Raw genomic sequence first — 17,327 nt, forward strand, 5'->3', positions numbered from 1 at the left:
GATGAATCGGTTTCTTTCCCGATATTTATTGAATGTGATGCGCTATAAGCAAACTTACTGGCTGATAGCTGGGGCAATTATCGGATATGTTGGGTTTGTGTTGGTATTGGGAACGACTCGGTTAGTGATTGGTGTTGGTGGTGCGATCGCATTGGTGATGATAGTCTTTTGGTTTTACACTGTCAACCAAGTTTCACCTAAATCAAAACACAACCTATTAGAAAGAGAGACATTTCTCGCGCATTTAAACCAACTCCAACGCCAAATAGATAAAACTTCTCAAACAACTTGGCGACAAGCATATCAATGGGCAGAAGCAAGCCAACAATTTGCAACTGAAATTGCTCAACGAGAACCTACCTTAATCCCCGAATTATTAGAAGCATTGTATACGGTACTCGCGTTAACACAGCAAGTAGTTTCCGCCGTAACCGCAGTTAATCAAGTCCAATCTTCCACCTATCGTCCCTTAGCCAAACAACAATTACAAGCCAGTTGCGATCGCCTCCAACAAACACACAACCAATTGCAACAATTACAGGATCAAATCTTACTCTCCAAACTCAACCAAACTCCTCCTGATATCAATCTCCCCAAAACGTTGCAACTACTAATTACAGCCAATAAAACCGCCCTTAATTAAACTTCTCATCTTTGCGCCTTTGCGTGAGCCAATATTCAATCATCCAAAAACAGCCATGAAACTTTTCAGAGAACTCCGAATACACTTTGGTATATGGTTTTTATGCGGCTTAATTGTCACATTACTAGGGTCTTGTATCACGCCCACAGTAGATTCCTTTGAAAGTGCTTATCGCGTCTTACAAGAATCTTTATTACCCAAAATCACCATCGACAAAGCCACAATTTCCGATGCAGTCGCCCAAGGTTACAGCATTAAAAAATTAGCAGAACCTTTACCCAATATCGCAGAATTTCCCCTCTATGGTGCCAAGCCATCAACTGATAATAATATTACTTACATTGAAATTTTTGGTTCGGCGGAAAAATCCAACGGACAAAAGCAAGATGAGCGTTGGTTGGTAGATGTTGCTGAAGCATTTAATGCCAAAAAAATTACTACCAGTTCTGGACAAGTCATACAAGTAGGAATTCGCAATATTCCCTCTGGTACTGCAACAAGAATTTTAGCTGCTAAAAATGCTCGTCCGGCTGGGTTTACACCTGCTAATCAGCTATCATTACAACTGTTGACACAGCAAGGAATCACAACTTCAACTATTACCCCGCGATTAGTATCTGACTTTGCTGGTTTTGTGGTTGATGGTGGAACTTATCAACAACTGGCAAAAAATGCTGATGTCACTTTTGAGAAACTACTAGATGCGATTCTATCGGATAAGCTGACAATTGGCTATCCAAATCCTTACAGTAGTGCTACATCTTTAAATTTGTTATATACCTTATTTTGGCGGAGTGCGGGACATCATCAAGACGGTAAACCTCTCACAGCCTCAGAATTACAATCACCACAGGTAAATTCTGTTTTTGATACATTTCAAAACCAAGTTTTAATTACAACTTTAACAACACTTGATCTGAAAGAGATTTTTATCCGCAACAACCAAAAATTACAAGCGTTTCCCCTAGAGTATCAAAGTTTTCAAGCCCTCAAAAAACTGCCAGGATTTGAAGATGTGGTGTTTGTCCCCTTTGGAGTACCTCATGATAGTCCTTTGGTGGGCTTTAATTGGAATACTTCCGCACAAAATGAAGCTTTACAGCGATTTAGTGAGTTTGCGCTGTCGCCAGCAATGCAGCAGCTAGCAACCGCACAAGGTTTTAATGCTGGTGAACGCTTCAGGAGTAATATTATACCTCCAATTCCAGATGGTAAAGTTTTGCAAGCGGCGCAGTCTTATTGGAAACAGCGTAAAGACGGGGGACGTACTGTTAACTTGATGATGGTAATTGATACAAGTGGTTCAATGGCAGGCGATCGCTTACAAGCTGTGAAAAAGAGTCTCAGAATTGCCGCACAGTCAATTAATCCTGGTAACTATGTCGGATTGGTTGCATTTAGCGATCGCCCTCAACAAATCCTTCCCCTTGCACCCTTTGATGAACAACAACACAAACGTCTGTTAGCGGCGACTGATTCCCTTATCGCTGATGGGAATACCGCGATGTACGACGGGATGATTGTCGGTTTGTCAGAACTAATGGAACGCCAGAAACTCGATCCTCATGGGCGATATTATCTGCTACTGCTGAGTGATGGCGAAGTGAATACAGGATTACAGTTAAGTGAAATCACGGACGTTCTCAAGTATAGTGGCGTGCGTTTCTATCCCATTGCTTACGGCGAAGTCAACCAAACAGAATTGCAACAGATTGCTAACTTGCGAGAAACAACCGTCAAATCCAGTGATCCGCAAAAGCTGCAAACATTATTTACCGAATTGTTTCAAACCAACTTGTAAATATATGAATCGTTATTGCTTCACCATTTTAGCATCGGGTTGGGGATTATTTCTAGTCGCGGGAGTGGCAATTTCTCACATTTCTCCACCTTTAATTTTACTCATTGATAAAAGTTATTGTCCTCCCGAACAATGGCAGAAACTAGCACAAACTTATGCAGAAAAATATCAAAATTCCCAGTTGCACACAGTCATTTTATTTGATGATTTGAGCCAAGAAAAATTTTCACCACCACCACAACCATCAGTCATCAGTCAGTTATCCACTTACGGACGAGCAAATTTAAAACGACAATCTCAGCTACAAAAAACTTATCCAAAAGCGCAATTGTTGAGTTGTCGTTCTGTTAACAATTAAATAAACGCTGTACACATTTGAGAATTACTGGCTGTAAATAAAAGCGTTCTACATCAACGTCTTTCATCGTTTCTATCAACGCCCTTCGTTTTAAAGATAAGAGTGCTTTGATAATCTCCCCCTTGGAAGTATGACTTGCTAGGTGTAAGAGTATCTCTTGACGAGTAAATCCTTCTACGTTGGTAGCCAAAAATTTCATGATCATTTTTTCCCAAGGGGAAATGTGGTTGAGCCATTGGGAAACGAGGGGTTCAAATTCACCCACAACTAATGTTCCAGAGGCTAAAAACTCGCCCACATCCCCAGCAAATATTTCCTTGATGAAATCCGCAGCCATATTGAGAAACAAGGGATTACCACCATATTGATTGACTAAAGCTATCCACTGTTGAGCATCAAAGGTAAGTTGATGATGTTGCAAAAGTTCAATTGCACCTTCCATGAGTCCACCGAGGGGGAAAATCACCGCACCCGCAGCAGTTAAAAGATTTAACCCCTCTGGTTGTTCTCGGCTAGTGATTATCACACAACTATTATGAGGCGTTTCTACAACGGTGCGGAGAAAGTCTGCATATACTTCATATCCTGCACGATATTGTCCTCCACGCTCCCCCCCTAAAATTCCATCCCAACCATCAAAAATTATGAGGCTGTGCGGTGTTAAAGTCGGTAGTGTATCTGTTGCTGGTGGGTTGTGGTGAAAGGAAAACCACAGAGTTTGTTGAAAATGGGATAGTCCATTTTCTGCTAATTTTACAGCTAAAGCCGTTTTCCCAATCCCCCCAATTCCTGTAATTGCAATTAGGCGTTTTCCTTGCTCAATGGCTTGACTGAGTGTATCTAATTCGTAACCCCGTCCAAAAAATAAAGGAATGTTAGGAATTGGGGTTGTAATAGGTATGGGGCGTTCTACTACATCTTGCCAATTTAAACCCAAAACCTGACAAAATGCTTTAAATACTGACGCATTAATGGCATCACCTTTGAGGAAGCGTTTCCATGTCGGTAAAGATACCCCCTCTGCAAAGACTACCGCATCTTTCCAGTTAAGCTCAGGTTCGAGAATTTGACTGGCTTGTTCTAACCAATATGGGTTATCAATCGCCCAACCTTTTTCTTTACGAGTTTGTTTGATGATTTGCAATCCAGTCGAGGAGGATTTGATGGTAGGCATTGAATATGAGTCAGAAGGTGTAGCAAATTCATCAAATTTAATTTTATATCAGTATGGTAGTGAAGTTATGCAAGCTATTTGCGCGATGATCAAAGACTCACGTTGGGCGATCGCATTACAATAAGACTAAAGTTCAATGGCTAGGGTAACAATGGAAGTTCTTAAACTCACCACCACTGTTGATGCGTCGGGGTATCTGCATCTTGACATCGCAACACAGTTACCACCTGGCCAGGTGAATGTTGTAGTTGTGATGAACCCACTGATTTCAGAAACTACACATAAAGCAGATTATGATTTTTCCGATCTGGCTGGGAAATTGGTCTGGCAAGGAGATGCACTAGGAATACAAAGGTCACTACGAGATGAGTGGTAATCGCTACTTATTGGATACAAATGCGATCGTCGCCCTATTACAAGGTAATTCACAACTGCTGCAACTGTTCCAAAATGCTGATTGGATAGGGATTTCGATTATCAGCCAACTTGAATTTCTAGCGTTTCCAGGGTTGAGTCAGGGAGATATCCAAGTTTTTCAGGAATTTCTTCAACGGGTTGAAGTCGTTAGTTTAATGGCTGGCGATACGGTGTTAATTGAGCAAACTATCCAACTTCGTCAGCAATATCGGCTGAAACTACCCGACGCAATCATCGCCGCAATGGCACTTCTGACAAATGCAACCCTAGTAACGGCAGATAGAGAATTTACAAAAGTATCTACATTAACGGTTATTAGCTGGTAGCTATGACTTCTCTATGTTTCCAATTTACCTTGTATCCAGTCTGATATCCCCATTGGTTTTCAAAAGGTTCAGCAAGATAATCAGGTAAAGGTTGAACAGTTTTTGACTTCTACTTCATCCGCAAAGATAGCAATGATGATATTTGTATCTAATAAGTACCTACCACTCATTGACATCTACTTGTTCACAATCTTGCTCAATTACCTCACGCATAAACTGGAGGTCATCAGGAGGACTAGAACCTGCAAAACGTAGCAATTCCTGACCTGGAGTACCCCGAACTTCAACTTTCACCAATGTCCGAGCAAATTCCAGCACTTGCCATTGTAAATGCTGTGGCATGGCTCTTAGCTGCTCAACTACCTCATCGATGATGGAAATATTCATTTTTACCTCCTTTCCACTATCCTATACTGCTTTCACAGGTGTAGTTGCAGCTTTAATTTCAGGATGTACGCAACTGGCACATTAGTAGGGTGCGTCAGATGTGGAAAATTGATTGACCCAGTTTTCTACCCTAAAAGTAAGACACTCAACCCATTCTTGAGTTAGTCGTTTTTCATAATCTTCTGGCAGATGTACCTTTCCAACTGCCTTGTACAAAGCTCTCTTCCAGGATTCGTACTCATAAGCTGCTTCTTCATCACCTTGGGATGCTTTTAAAGCGAGTTGGAAGAATGGGATGTTAACTTCGTCTCCTTCTAAACCGTTATAGCCATGTTGAATGTCCCAATTAATACTATTACACACTATAGCTGCATATTTTATATGATCCAAACAGACTTGATGAAAATATCGCATTGGATAGTAATTACGGTTAAACTCTATCTGAAGTTTAGCTTCTGCTATAATTTTTGATTTTTCCTCATCAGAACCGTCTATCATAGCTTCGGCTACAGCCATTAGTATTCTAGCTGGTTCTACTCGAAGAGATGTTTGTTTTCCTTTTTGCTCTGCTCTATATATCCAAGGTGGAGTAGGAAACAAGTTATTAGTCCATAAACCTAATCTATATTTTCTAGCAAAGTATTGAGCCTCTATATAACATTGTTCTACTTCATTAGTTAAAAAATCATAATAAGCCCAAGCATTACCTGTTGCTACCATCAACCAACTTAATGAATAACCATTTATAAAAACGTCAGCAATATTTCGTTCATGTTTTTCGTCAAAATCAATAAATCTGATACTTATTACAGAAGAAGTATTTGATAACTGCTTTTCTAACCATTGTTTGGACTCTAATCCATATTCTTGATGATGTTCAGGAGAATCAACATAAGCAAGACGAATATTTAACGTCTCTTCTTCCATAGAGACTAGCAAGCCATCTCCATCGATAACTTTTATAACTTTACCTTGTTCTATGTCTTGGTAGGAATTGACATGAATAACTGAGATATGCTGTTTTACTAGCAATAGGAACTCAGTATTTTTGGCAATTGGTTCAACCATTAGTGTGCTTGGCTACAGAAAAATATAATTTTGTTGTAGCATACCTTTCATCTGTGTTAAAAAAGGGAGATTTTATAAAAAATACCCGCTACCATTTCTATTTTGATAGCGGGATATTTAATCTAAAAGCTTCTGGTTGTGTTAGAAGTTCTCGAAATTTGCGATCGCATCCTTCATTTTCTGCACTACTTCATCGACAGGTATCGCTCCTAACTCTCCAGAAGCACGGGTACGGATGCTTAAGCTATTGGTTTCAACCTCTTTCGCTCCTACCACCGCCATCACGGGTATTTTTTCCTTCTCAGCATTACGGATGAGTTTACCCAAGCGATCGCCACTGGTGTCAACTTCCGCACGAACACCCACAGCCCGCATTTTCGCCGCTACATCTTTAGTAAAATCTAGCTGTGCTTCACCCACAGGTAACAACCTCACTTGCACCGGGGCTAACCATAAGGGGAAATCACCCGCATACTCTTCAATCAAGATACCAATCAGCCTTTCCAGCGAACCGAAAGGCGCACGGTGAATCATTACCGGACGTTTGCGAGAACCATCTTCAGCAACGTATTCTAAATCAAAGCGTTCTGGTAAGTTGTAATCTACTTGTACAGTTCCCAACTGCCATTCTCTCTCTAAAGCGTCGCTGAAAATAAAGTCTAATTTCGGCCCATAAAACGCCGCTTCCCCAATACCTTCAAAGTATTCCATTCCCAACTCTTGCACCGCCCGGCGAATTGCACCTTCGGCTTGGTTCCAAACTTCATCAGAACCGATATATTTATCACTAGCTGGGTCACGGAAACTAAGTCTAGCTTTAAAGTTCTTCAGTTGCAGACTCTTGAACACCGACAAAATCAAATCCACTACATTGAGGAATTCATCGTCTAACTGTTCTGGAGTCACAAACAAGTGGGAATCATCTACAGTAAAACCGCGTACCCGCGTTAAACCACCTAATTCTCCTGACTGTTCGTAGCGGTAAACCGTGCCAAACTCAGCCAAACGCATCGGTAATTCCCGATAAGAACGTAACTCGCTCTTATATATTTGGATGTGGAAAGGACAGTTCATTGGCTTGAGGACAAAACCTTGCTCTAAAGCTGCTGCGGCTTCATCTTCCGCCATCAGGGGAAACATATCTTCTTTGTATTTCTGCCAGTGTCCCGAAGTCTTAAATAAATCTACTCTGGCAATGTGGGGGGTGACTACAGGCAAATAACCGCGTTTTAGCTGTTCTTGCTTGAGAAAATCTTCTAAAATAGTGCGTAATAAAGTCCCTTTGGGTGTCCACAAAGGTAAACCCGGCCCCACTTGGTCTGAGAAAATAAATAAACCTAATTCTTTCCCCAGTTTCCGGTGATCGCGTCGTAGTGCTTCTTCTTTACGCCGCTTGTACTCAGCTAGTTGTTCGGGGGTTTCCCAAGCAGTACCATAAATGCGCTGTAGCTGGGATTTGGTTTCATCTCCCCGCCAATAAGCACCCGCCACGGTTTCTAATTCAATGGCTTTGGGGTTTAAATCTTTGGTGTTTTCCAGATGAGGCCCGGCGCACAAGTCCCACCACTCATTCCCTAGGTGGTAAATTGTGATCGGTTCTTCTTGAATATCTGCCAGGATTTCTAATTTATAAGGTTCATTGATTGCCTGAATGCGCCGTTGTGCTTCTTCACGGCTGACTTCTTCCCGAACTACTGGCAACTTGCGATTGATAATCTTAGCCATCTCTTTTTGGATGGCTTTGAGGTCTTTGTCAGTAAATGGCTCTGGACTGTCAAAATCATAATAAAATCCATTTTCTATCCAGGGGCCGATTGTTACTTGCGCCTTGGGGAACAGCTTTTGTACTGCCATTGCCATCACATGGGAAGTGGTGTGGCGAATCTTCTTTAAGGTGTCTGATTCGCTGGTACGCGGTAAATACATTTTTTCAGGTTGTGCTGGCTGATTGTTGGAGTCTTGATTGGAAGACATTGGCTGCTGAACCATTGGCGAAGTGATTGCAAAAGTAATTTATCAATAAATGTTCTGGAAAACCTACCCAAATATAACACGCGGTTATTGCCTTGCTGCGTGCGGTTTCACCTTGAGTAAAGTTTACTCTCATTTCATGAGATTGCTAGCAATTATTACCTGAGCATCTGCGTAATAAACTGAGGTTTTTATACTCATTGTAGATGCAGACATTAGCTATTATCAGTATTTGGCTCTACTGGCAACTACATCTATATATTAGGCTCTGTATGCAGATATACCTCTGAGTTGGGCAATGGATATGAGGACTGTTATACACAATATATGCTACACGCTTGTAGTATGTATGGCGGATTTGAAAGAAATCTTTCTTGGGAGGGAGATTATAATAGTATTAAGAAATGTAAAAGACGTTAATATTATTAAAGAAGTTAAAAGATTCTTTCTAATTTATGCGAGACTCAAATATACCGGACGCTAATCTACTCAAAGCGGTTCTAGAACCGTTGTTAGACGATTTTCAATATTGGTTTACGCGATCGCGTAATTTTCTGGAAACAGAACAACTTTCATTTATGAACGAGCAAGAGCAATTAGACTTGCTTTTGCGGATTCAGCAAGCCCAGGAAGAACTGACTACAGCCAAGATGTTATTTCATGCCACTGACGGACAAGTTGGGATTGATATGGCAACATTAACCCCCTGGCATCAATTAGTCACAGAATGTTGGAAGGTAGCGGCTCACTTTCGCTCTCAACAGGCTAGCTAAGAGTCAGCATGACGATATGCCAGTCACAGCACTCAAAGCAAATCCTTAACAATATTTTTATTAACTAATAATGTATATTATGTTACAATTATCTGAATAGTTGTTGACAAAATTCCCATCATAGATAAAGTCACACAACAAGTGTGTTTTCTATTTATCCTCGCCAATGGTAACAACATTGGCTAAACAAATCTTTACATTCATCAGGTTTGAAATTTGCTATCCCTGGAGGAAAATCCGATGTTACACCTACTCTACATTCTAGCTTTTACAATTCTTGCGGTTATAGCTGTTGCTAACCTAATTCGCAACTTAATTATGTTTAGTTTTGAGCGCGAGCGAAATTATCCAGCTAGAAACGCGCAAATCGGGAATCAGGGAATTTTAGCGAAAAGACAGTTAACACCACATCCAGAATTATTGGATAGCGCAGGTAACATCATCAAAGAGCCTTTGTTGGTAATGCGTTCCATCAACGTTGAAGATGCGCGTCAACAGTTAGATGCTCTGTATGAATCTTCTCCAGGACACAAAAGAGAAAATTCAGAAGAAGCATAAATATTTTACAATTCGTAGCATAAGAATTAATATACACAGCTTTTTCTGTTTTGTGATGGTGAAGCTAGAAATGAATTACATCCCGAACTTGTGAGTAACTTGTTCGGGATTTTTTGCAGCTGATATTCTCCTTACCGAAGATGATGGGCGCAAGCTAACAATGGGGACTAATCTGTGAATATCCCCATTGCGCTTGACTGCATGAGCTATTCTCTGGTTAAGCTTCAATCACTACGCGGAGATTGCCGCGTTTTTTGGCTACACGACAGGCTGTAGTACCACCAGAACGCTCAAATTCCAAATCTAAGACAGTAGTACCGACTTGCAAATTGTGCAATGATAGACGACTGATGGACTCTGGTAAAACAGGGTCGATGATTCGCAAGCAGTTATTAGGCGCATCAGGGACTAAATTAGCAATCATTTGGAGTAGCTGGAAAATGCTACCAGTTGCCCAAGCTTGGGGAGTACAAGCTACAGGATACTGTACAGGAGAGCGATCGCCATTCCGCTCATAACCGCAAAATAATTCTGGGGGACGTTGGTAAGATTGCTGACTCGTCATGTCGAATAAACCTTGGAACAATTCCAAAGCTTGATCAATTAAACCCAGCGATCGCAATCCCATTGCAATCAAAGCATTATCATGAGGCCAAACCGAACCAATGTGATAACCCATTGGGTTGTAAGCTGGTGACAAACTACTCAAAGTCCGAATACCCCAACCATTAAACATATCCGGGGCGCGTAACCTTTCCGCCACACTGTAGGCTTTTTCTGGCGTAAAAATCCCCAAATGCAGACAATGACCGGGGTTAGACGTAATACTATCAACCTGCTTACCGTCACCATCCAAAGCCAAAGCGCAGAAATCTTGCTCTTCTAGCCAAAAATCTCGGTTAAAACGCACCTTGAGTTTTTTAGCTTCTTCTTGCCAGCGTTCAGCTAAGTCAAGGCGTTTCTTAATTTTAGCTATATCCGCCAAGCGCGTCTTTGCCGCATAAACATAAGCTTGGACTTCACTTAAAGCTATGGGGCCGTTGGCTAGTTCTCCCTTCCGGTCTACAATACAGTCGCCAGAATCTTTCCAACCTTGGTTAGCTAGTCCCCGTTGAGATTTGCAATAGTAGGTGAGATAACCAGTAGCTTCCAGATTCCGATCAATCCAGTCCATAGCCGCCAGTGCATTCGGCCAAAGTTGCTCTAGAGTTTCCTGATCATGAGTCCAAGCGTAGTATTCAGCATACAACATCAGCCACAGGGGAGTAGCATCGACAGTGCCGTAGTAGGGTGTATGAGGGATTTCTTGACAGCGAGCCATTTCACCCAAGCGCAACTCGTGTAAAATCTTCCCTGGTTCTTCTTCCCGCCAGTCATCCTCAACCTTACCTTGATATTCTGCCAATAACATCAAGGTTTCTTTGGCAATTTGGGGATTAAGCATCAGGGTTTGAGAAGCTGTAATCAGGGAATCTCGCCCAAACAGTGTAGAAAACCAAGGTACACCCGCCGATACAGTTTTATACTTGCCAATAGACTGACGCAGTAAATACATATCCTGTTCAGCGCGTTCAAGGACACGATTAAACAGGCTTTTATCTGAGCGAATGCTAGTAATTTGTTCTACCCAGTGTTGTTCTTCCATCATCTCAGCTGCTTTAGCCTGTCCTAAAGTCACAGCTGCACTGACATTGGAACTAGAACTGTTGTTAGTCAACAAATTCACTCGATAGCCCAACTTTTGGGTAGCGTGAGAAGGTAACTCTAGCCGCCAAACCGCCGTGTAACCCTTGAAATAGTCTGGTTGACGATACTGAAACTGGATGCGGGATTCCATCACCAAACCATCTAAACCTTGATAGGCGAGGGTTAAAAACTCATTTTTCGGGGCTGAAGGGTGAGTTGATGCCGGAGAAACACCATCAGGATGAAAAGTGGTGACATTTTCAGAGATGGGTTCTACTTGGCGTAAAAGCTTACCCCGTTTTTCGCGGTCATAACCCCGGACTTCAAATAAATCGGCAAAATCGGCATCAAAGCTGATACTGAGTTCAAAACTGACGGTGGTTGTACTGTAATTGGCTACCTCGATTTCTTCAAATAATGCGCCATTGAGTACTATTTCCCGGCGAATCCCCACAGTATCAGCCGTCATGCGTTCATCGATTCTGGGGTTAGTACACAACACTGACAGAGAAAAGCCTTTTTCCGCCGTGCTGCTGAGGAGGACAGGCGATCGCCCGTCGATTTGCAATTCCAGACGACTCAGAAACCGCGTATCACAGCAAAATAAACCCATGCTGGGATTACCGCCATCATGGAGGGAACAACCAGAAATGTTCCCCATTGTGTCTGTCACCAAAAATAGATCATCATCCTTCACCGTCAGCGTTGGCTGAGGTCTTTCACTCACCACACAAGGCCACTCTGGGATAGGTAATTGATCAGCAGGGATAAAGGTTTTTCCATCCAATAAAACTTTTTCCGGGGTTGTCAGTGTATCCGGTGTCATTAGCCAAAATTCCGTGTACAGGTCAAGTCTAAACTTTTGCGATCAGATTCAGCGTCAACAGCCAAACTATGCTAGGACAAATTCACAAGAGCTATTACAGATCGATAAATACTCACTTAGTGCTGGCAGAAAACCAGACATAAAACCCACATCATAAGTTTATAAATTTATCTTGTTTAAATCAGAAGTCAAGCTTGAAAAAGTCGTGCTTTCAGTCGTTTTATCCCAAGAAAAGCCAAAACAGCATTGATAAGTGCTAACACTTACCCAAGATACAACAATATCCAAATTTAGGCAGAACCTAGATTTTTGAGATGAGGGAGTAGGGGGAGTAGGGGAGATTTTTCCCCAAAATTCTTTAATTTTGTAGGTGCAAGCCTTCCCTATGGCGGGGTAAGCCTAGCCGCAAGCTATGGGCGAATTGGGAATTTTGTAGGCGTAAGCCTACCCGCAGGGTATTTTAAATTGATTTCCAATTGGCAAAACTTCCCAATCAATTGCTTGATAAGCAGAGTGTTTGAGAATGTATAGTGGGCTTAGGAGCTTATTTTTTTCAATATCACGATGCCAGCAAATGGATTAAGAAAAACTGCGGTGAACACTAAAGTGGCTATAACGTGCCTAGACATAGGACACGTTTAAGCGTAAACCACAAATACATTGCCGACAGTGTTGTTTAAAATTATTTACATTTCGCAACTTTCTATTTAACTTGAGAGAACGTTGTAATTTGTAAAATGCAGATGTGACGTGGATATATTTCAGATTGGGCTTATTTAAAGATATTCATGAGCATTTCAACTTCTGTGCTGAGTGATCTGCTACAGTCCCTACCTTACCTGCGACCCCAGCTATACTTTAAGGCTTCATTAACAGCCCTATCCCACGCAATGGAAGATCAGGTTTTGGCTGCGACTTTAGATCAGCCCTTAGTAATTGCTAGTTTTCAACGAGAGAGATTCTATCGCCAAGAAGCTCACCGTTATCAGCGTTTATCTCAACGCAGTAACCAAATATACGTATTAGCTGCGCCAGAAACTGATTTTAGCAATAGCTCAGGATACTATGAAAAGGTGGCGTTTGAACCGGAAGATGCTTTAAGCCAAGAGTGGCATTTGGTAGTAATTGCTGATAATTATGCTACTTGCTTAGTGTGTCGGGAAAGTCTGGGTTCAATCACTAAGAATCAGCAAGTGCCTGACTGGTTTCCTCATTTAGAGATGGACACGGGGAGGCGATTTGAGGGAATTTGGACATCAGAACGGGGAGTCAGTATCAAAGCAGCCCAATTGCTCTTAGACAGGATTTTGGTTTACAGACCAGAGTTAGCAAGCAAAGTTGAGCGCGTGTGTCAGCGATTTGGTATTGGTGATCGTAACAGTAACAAATCTACAAGTATTATTGCTGAATATGCTTGTGATATTGATACAGACCCCTTTGTCCAACGTTTAGTTACTTACCTACAAGCTAGTCAGTATAAATTACATAAAGCTTACCGTTCTATCGCTGCCCAAGCACGAAAGGAACGTTTAGTCAACTCTATTAGTACCGCAATTCGGCGATCGCTTGACCCGCATCAAGTATTACAAATCGCGGCGCAAGAACTAGGGCAACACCTGGGGGCGAGTCGTTGCTTAATTTACCGCGCTCAAGCCTCGGATGCCCAAGCTACGATTGAGCATGAGTTTTTGATGCCTGGGGTAGTGTCCATTTACGGGGAAACCTGGGAGTTAAAGAACAATAGCCTATTTCAAGAAGTGGTAGAACAAGGTGAAGGTGTTTGTGTCAGTGATACGGTAAATGATTTTCGCGTCACCAGTTCCCCAACACTGTCCTTGATTGTGAAAAAATTTGGCGTGCGTTCTTGGTTGATCGAACCAGTATTATTTCAGGGGCGACTGTTAGGGATTGTCGAGTTACACTACTGCACTGTACCGCCGCATCAATGGCAACAAGGAGAATTGGATTTAGTAGAAGCGATCACTACCCAAATTGGAGCCGCTTTAATCCAAGCTGAAGCCTATGCTAACTTAGAAGTCCTCAACCAGCAACTAGAAGCCCTAGACCGCACCCGCAGCAACCTGATCGCTATCACCGGACATGAACTTCGCACACCTTTATCAACAATTCAAGTGTGTCTAGAAAGTCTCGCCACTGAGCCAGATATGCCCTTAGAATTACGTCAGGTAATGCTGCATACGGCTCTAGATGACTCGGAACGGATGCGAAAACTCGTACAGGATTTCTTGACTCTTTCTAACCTAGAAAGTGGTCGCGTAGAATGGCATCCAGAAACTTTGACTTTACAAGAATGTGTAGATTTAGCACTCAGTCGCCTGAAAACCCGTACCACAACTGAAAAACCACCGCATATTATCGCAGAAATCGCCGAAAATTTACCTTTGATTAAAGCTGATGGTGATTGGTTAGTAGAAGTATTAGCAAAACTGATAGATAATGCTTGTAAATTTACCCCCAACCAAGGGTTAATTACCATCAATGCCAATCACAATGGCGATCGCATGGTAGAAGTGACAGTAGCTGATACCGGGCGCGGGATTGAACCTAATCGTCTAGAAGTCGTCTTTGACCGTTTCTACCAAGAAGAGGGGGCTTTGCGGCGAACTGCTGGCGGTACAGGGCTAGGTTTGGCGATTTGCCGCCAAATCGTCAACGGTTGGGGCGGGAAAATTTGGGCAGAATCAAGCGGTAAAGATCAAGGTAGTCAGTTTCATTTCACCGTTCCCATTGTTCAGGGTAGCCAAGAGGACAGTCGCTCTAAGGTTAAGAAACGGGGGAGTAGAGAGTAGGGGAAGCAGGGGAAGCAGGGGAAGCAGGGGAAGCAGGGGAAGCAGGGGAAGCAGGGGAGCAGGGGAGATTTTTCCCAAAAAACTCTGGAATTTTGAATTTTGAATTTTGTAGGCTTGCCTTCCCGTAGGGTATTTTGAATTGATTTGTCCCCAATCCCTATTCAAAAATCAAAATTGACGAACAACTGTTACAGACTGTGACGCGATCGCAATATCATGTTGATGACGGTGTTAGGATGCCCTAAAAACAAAAAGTTGAGAGAATACCCTATGGCAGAAACACTTTCTGGACAAACTCCACTATTTGCGGGCAGCACAGGCGGCTTGCTCTCCAAAGCACAAGTAGAGGAAAAATACGCGATCACCTGGACTAGCCCCAAGCAGCAAGTTTTTGAACTGCCCACCGGCGGTGCAGCTACTATGCTGGAAGGCCAAAACCTCCTATACTTGGCTCGGAAAGAATATGGTATTGCTCTAGGCGGTCAACTCCGGAAATTCAAAATCACAGACTATAAAATTTACCGGATTCTGCCCAGTGGCGAAACTACCTTTATTCACCCTGCTGATGGCGTATTCCCAGAAAAAGTCAATGCTGGCCGTGAAAAAGTCCGTCACGTTCCCCGCAGCATTGGGGAAAATCCCAACCCTGCACAACTGAAATTCTCTGGTAAAGCTACCTACGATGCGTAGTAACTAGGGACTAGGGACTGGAGACTGGGGACTAGGAAGCAGCAGAGGGACTTGAGGCGCACAGGAGAATATTATCCTATATGCCCAATTTCCCATGCCCATTACCCAATCCCCAGTACCCAGTCCCCAACCCCCAATCCCCAATCTCCAATTCCCAATTTGCCGATGATATTCCCCGATTTTTCCGAATTCTCTCAACTAGCTACACAAGGTAATTTTGTGCCAGTGTATCAGGAATGGGTCGCAGACCTAGATACGCCTGTTTCTGCTTGGTACAAAGTTTGTGCCGGACAACCTTATAGCTTTTTGCTGGAATCGGTGGAAGGTGGGGAAAAAATTGGGCGTTACAGTTTGGTGGGTTGTGATCCGCTTTGGATTTTAGAAGCTAGGGGTGACTCTACCACCCAGACACACCGCGACGGTTCACAAGTTAAATTTACAGGAGATCCGTTTACAGCTTTAGCTTACTGTCTTGCTCCTTTTGAGCCGGTGAAATTACCCCAATTACCCCCAGGCATCGGGGGATTATTCGGATTTTGGGGTTATGAGTTGATTCGCTGGATTGAGCCGCGTGTCCCTGTACATCCACAAGATGAGCGCAACATTCCTGATGGTTTGTGGATGCAGGTAGACCACTTATTGATTTTTGACCAAGTAAAGCGGAAAATTTGGGCGATCGCCTATGCTGATTTACGTGATCCAACAGTCGATATCAAGGCAGCATATCAACAAGCTTGCGATCGCGTCACCCAAATGGTGAGTAAACTATCTTTGCCCCTATCACCAGAAAAAACTATCTTGGCATGGACACCCCCAAGTAGTAACAATATTGGGGAAGCACCACAATATAGCAGCAACTTCACCCGTTCCGAATTTTGCGCTAACGTCGAAAAAGCTAAAGAATACATCAAAGCTGGGGATATTTTTCAAGTCGTGATTTCCCAGCGACTGTCTACACAATACACAGGTGATCCATTCTCGCTGTATCGTTCCCTGCGTCAAATTAATCCTTCGCCTTACATGGCGTATTTTCACTTCCAAGATTGGCAAATTATCGGCTCTAGTCCCGAAGTCATGGTCAAAGCAGAACGGGATGCAGATGATGAGATAATAGCTACAGTTCGTCCAATTGCGGGAACACGTCCACGGGGTAAAACTACCAAGGAAGATTTAGCCTTAGCCGCAGATTTATTAGCAGATCCCAAGGAAATTGCTGAACACGTGATGTTAGTAGATTTAGGGCGGAATGATTTAGGGCGTGTTTGTGAAAGTGGTAGCGTTAAAGTTGATGAATTAATGGTAGTTGAACGCTATTCTCATGTGATGCACATTGTCAGCAATGTGGTAGGGAAATTAGCTCTAAAGAAAACTGCTTGGGATTTATTAAAGGCTTGTTTTCCGGCGGGTACGGTTAGCGGTGCGCCGAAAATTCGGGCGATGGAGATTATTAATGAGTTGGAACCGAGTCGTCGGGGTGTGTATTCTGGGGTATATGGATATTATGATTTTGAAGGTCAATTAAATAGTGCGATCGCTATTCGTACTATGGTTGTTAAAGATAATACGGTGACTGTGCAAGCTGGCGCGGGTTTGGTGGCTGATTCTGAGCCTGAGAAGGAATATGAGGAAACTTTAAATAAGGCTAGAGGTTTGCTTGTGGCGATTCGTTGTTTACAGTAAATGTGCTGTGTTAGCGGGTTTCTTTTTTTAACGCAGAGGAGCGCGGAGGTAAACGCAAAGGAACGCTGAGGTTTTTTGAGGGTGGTTTGTTTGGTGTTATGAAGTAGGGATGTTGCGGAGTTTGGTGGGTTTTAGCCATGCAAATATTTCTGTAACAGG

At 42.7% G+C, this 17,327-nt stretch carries 16 protein-coding genes; 11 read left to right on the forward strand and 5 right to left on the reverse strand.

Annotated features, from left to right (window positions below; translation table 11 throughout):
* Nucleotide 1: 1 nt before the first annotated feature.
* Genes A3775_RS00955 through A3775_RS00965 form a run of 3 tightly spaced genes read left to right on the forward strand, consistent with a single transcriptional unit; the run spans nucleotide 2 to nucleotide 2,802 of the window.
* Nucleotides 2-643, forward strand: coding sequence for a hypothetical protein (locus tag A3775_RS00955; RefSeq protein WP_066423466.1), 642 nt, complete (start codon nucleotides 2-4; stop codon nucleotides 641-643).
* A 55-nt stretch (nucleotides 644-698) separates the two neighbouring features.
* On the forward strand, nucleotides 699-2,444 hold the full coding sequence (locus tag A3775_RS00960; protein ID WP_066423468.1) for a VWA domain-containing protein: 1,746 nt from the start codon (nucleotides 699-701) through the stop codon (nucleotides 2,442-2,444).
* A gap of 4 nt (nucleotides 2,445-2,448) precedes the next feature.
* Complete coding sequence (locus tag A3775_RS00965; RefSeq protein ID WP_066423470.1) at nucleotides 2,449-2,802, forward strand: hypothetical protein; 354 nt, start codon at nucleotides 2,449-2,451, stop codon at nucleotides 2,800-2,802.
* On the opposite strand, the gene A3775_RS00970 is transcribed toward A3775_RS00965, so the two are convergent.
* The gene (locus tag A3775_RS00970; RefSeq protein WP_066423472.1) at nucleotides 2,792-3,976 is read right to left on the reverse strand and encodes an AAA family ATPase; all 1,185 of its coding nucleotides are present in this window, start codon (nucleotides 3,974-3,976) and stop codon (nucleotides 2,792-2,794) included. The genes A3775_RS00965 and A3775_RS00970 overlap by 11 nt on opposite strands.
* On the opposite strand from A3775_RS00970, the gene A3775_RS25175 reads away from it, so the two are divergent.
* Genes A3775_RS25175 through A3775_RS00980 form a run of 3 tightly spaced genes read left to right on the forward strand, consistent with a single transcriptional unit; the run spans nucleotide 3,966 to nucleotide 4,719 of the window.
* Complete coding sequence (locus A3775_RS25175) at nucleotides 3,966-4,100, forward strand: hypothetical protein (RefSeq protein ID WP_255363849.1); 135 nt, start codon at nucleotides 3,966-3,968, stop codon at nucleotides 4,098-4,100. The genes A3775_RS00970 and A3775_RS25175 overlap by 11 nt on opposite strands.
* Before the next feature lie 12 nt (nucleotides 4,101-4,112).
* The gene (locus A3775_RS00975; RefSeq protein ID WP_339373747.1) at nucleotides 4,113-4,352 is read left to right on the forward strand and encodes a hypothetical protein; all 240 of its coding nucleotides are present in this window, start codon (nucleotides 4,113-4,115) and stop codon (nucleotides 4,350-4,352) included.
* The gene (locus tag A3775_RS00980; protein ID WP_066423474.1) at nucleotides 4,342-4,719 is read left to right on the forward strand and encodes a type II toxin-antitoxin system VapC family toxin; all 378 of its coding nucleotides are present in this window, start codon (nucleotides 4,342-4,344) and stop codon (nucleotides 4,717-4,719) included. Before A3775_RS00975 ends, A3775_RS00980 begins: the two co-directional genes overlap by 11 nt.
* Nucleotides 4,720-4,878: 159 nt before the next feature.
* On the opposite strand, the gene A3775_RS00985 is transcribed toward A3775_RS00980, so the two are convergent.
* From A3775_RS00985 to thrS, 3 genes are all read right to left on the reverse strand, one after another.
* The gene (locus tag A3775_RS00985; protein WP_066423476.1) at nucleotides 4,879-5,106 is read right to left on the reverse strand and encodes a hypothetical protein; all 228 of its coding nucleotides are present in this window, start codon (nucleotides 5,104-5,106) and stop codon (nucleotides 4,879-4,881) included.
* Nucleotides 5,107-5,187: 81 nt separating this feature from the next.
* Nucleotides 5,188-6,174 carry a thermonuclease family protein gene (locus A3775_RS00990; protein WP_066423478.1) on the reverse strand — a complete coding sequence of 329 codons (987 nt, stop codon included), beginning with the start codon at nucleotides 6,172-6,174 and terminating at the stop codon, nucleotides 5,188-5,190.
* A 141-nt stretch (nucleotides 6,175-6,315) separates the two neighbouring features.
* Nucleotides 6,316-8,163, reverse strand: a complete 1,848-nt coding sequence (thrS, locus tag A3775_RS00995; RefSeq protein ID WP_066423480.1) for a threonine--tRNA ligase — start codon at nucleotides 8,161-8,163, stop codon at nucleotides 6,316-6,318.
* 437 nt (nucleotides 8,164-8,600) lie between these two features.
* On the opposite strand from thrS, the gene A3775_RS01000 reads away from it, so the two are divergent.
* Together A3775_RS01000 and A3775_RS01005 are read left to right on the forward strand one after the other, a co-directional pair.
* Complete coding sequence (locus A3775_RS01000) at nucleotides 8,601-8,918, forward strand: DUF2605 domain-containing protein (RefSeq protein ID WP_066379305.1); 318 nt, start codon at nucleotides 8,601-8,603, stop codon at nucleotides 8,916-8,918.
* A 240-nt stretch (nucleotides 8,919-9,158) separates the two neighbouring features.
* On the forward strand, nucleotides 9,159-9,476 hold the full coding sequence (locus A3775_RS01005) for a DUF2973 domain-containing protein (protein ID WP_066379303.1): 318 nt from the start codon (nucleotides 9,159-9,161) through the stop codon (nucleotides 9,474-9,476).
* Nucleotides 9,477-9,693: 217 nt separating this feature from the next.
* Here A3775_RS01005 and A3775_RS01010 read toward each other — a convergent pair whose 3' ends face one another.
* Nucleotides 9,694-11,988, reverse strand: coding sequence for an amylo-alpha-1,6-glucosidase (locus tag A3775_RS01010; protein WP_066379300.1), 2,295 nt, complete (start codon nucleotides 11,986-11,988; stop codon nucleotides 9,694-9,696).
* Nucleotides 11,989-12,776: 788 nt separating this feature from the next.
* Here A3775_RS01010 and A3775_RS01015 point away from each other — a divergent pair.
* From A3775_RS01015 to trpE, 3 genes are all read left to right on the forward strand, one after another.
* Nucleotides 12,777-14,798: a DICT sensory domain-containing protein gene (locus A3775_RS01015; protein ID WP_066379298.1), complete on the forward strand. Its 2,022-nt coding sequence runs from the start codon at nucleotides 12,777-12,779 to the stop codon at nucleotides 14,796-14,798.
* A 270-nt stretch (nucleotides 14,799-15,068) separates the two neighbouring features.
* The gene (locus A3775_RS01020) at nucleotides 15,069-15,488 is read left to right on the forward strand and encodes a photosystem I reaction center subunit II PsaD (RefSeq protein WP_066379295.1); all 420 of its coding nucleotides are present in this window, start codon (nucleotides 15,069-15,071) and stop codon (nucleotides 15,486-15,488) included.
* A gap of 165 nt (nucleotides 15,489-15,653) precedes the next feature.
* Nucleotides 15,654-17,168 carry an anthranilate synthase component I gene (trpE, locus tag A3775_RS01025; protein ID WP_066379619.1) on the forward strand — a complete coding sequence of 505 codons (1,515 nt, stop codon included), beginning with the start codon at nucleotides 15,654-15,656 and terminating at the stop codon, nucleotides 17,166-17,168.
* Nucleotides 17,169-17,327 lie beyond the last annotated feature (159 nt).

Origin of the sequence: Anabaena sp. 4-3 (genome assembly GCF_001597745.1) — a bacterium.
Taxonomy (GTDB): Bacteria; Cyanobacteriota; Cyanobacteriia; order Cyanobacteriales; family Nostocaceae; genus Trichormus.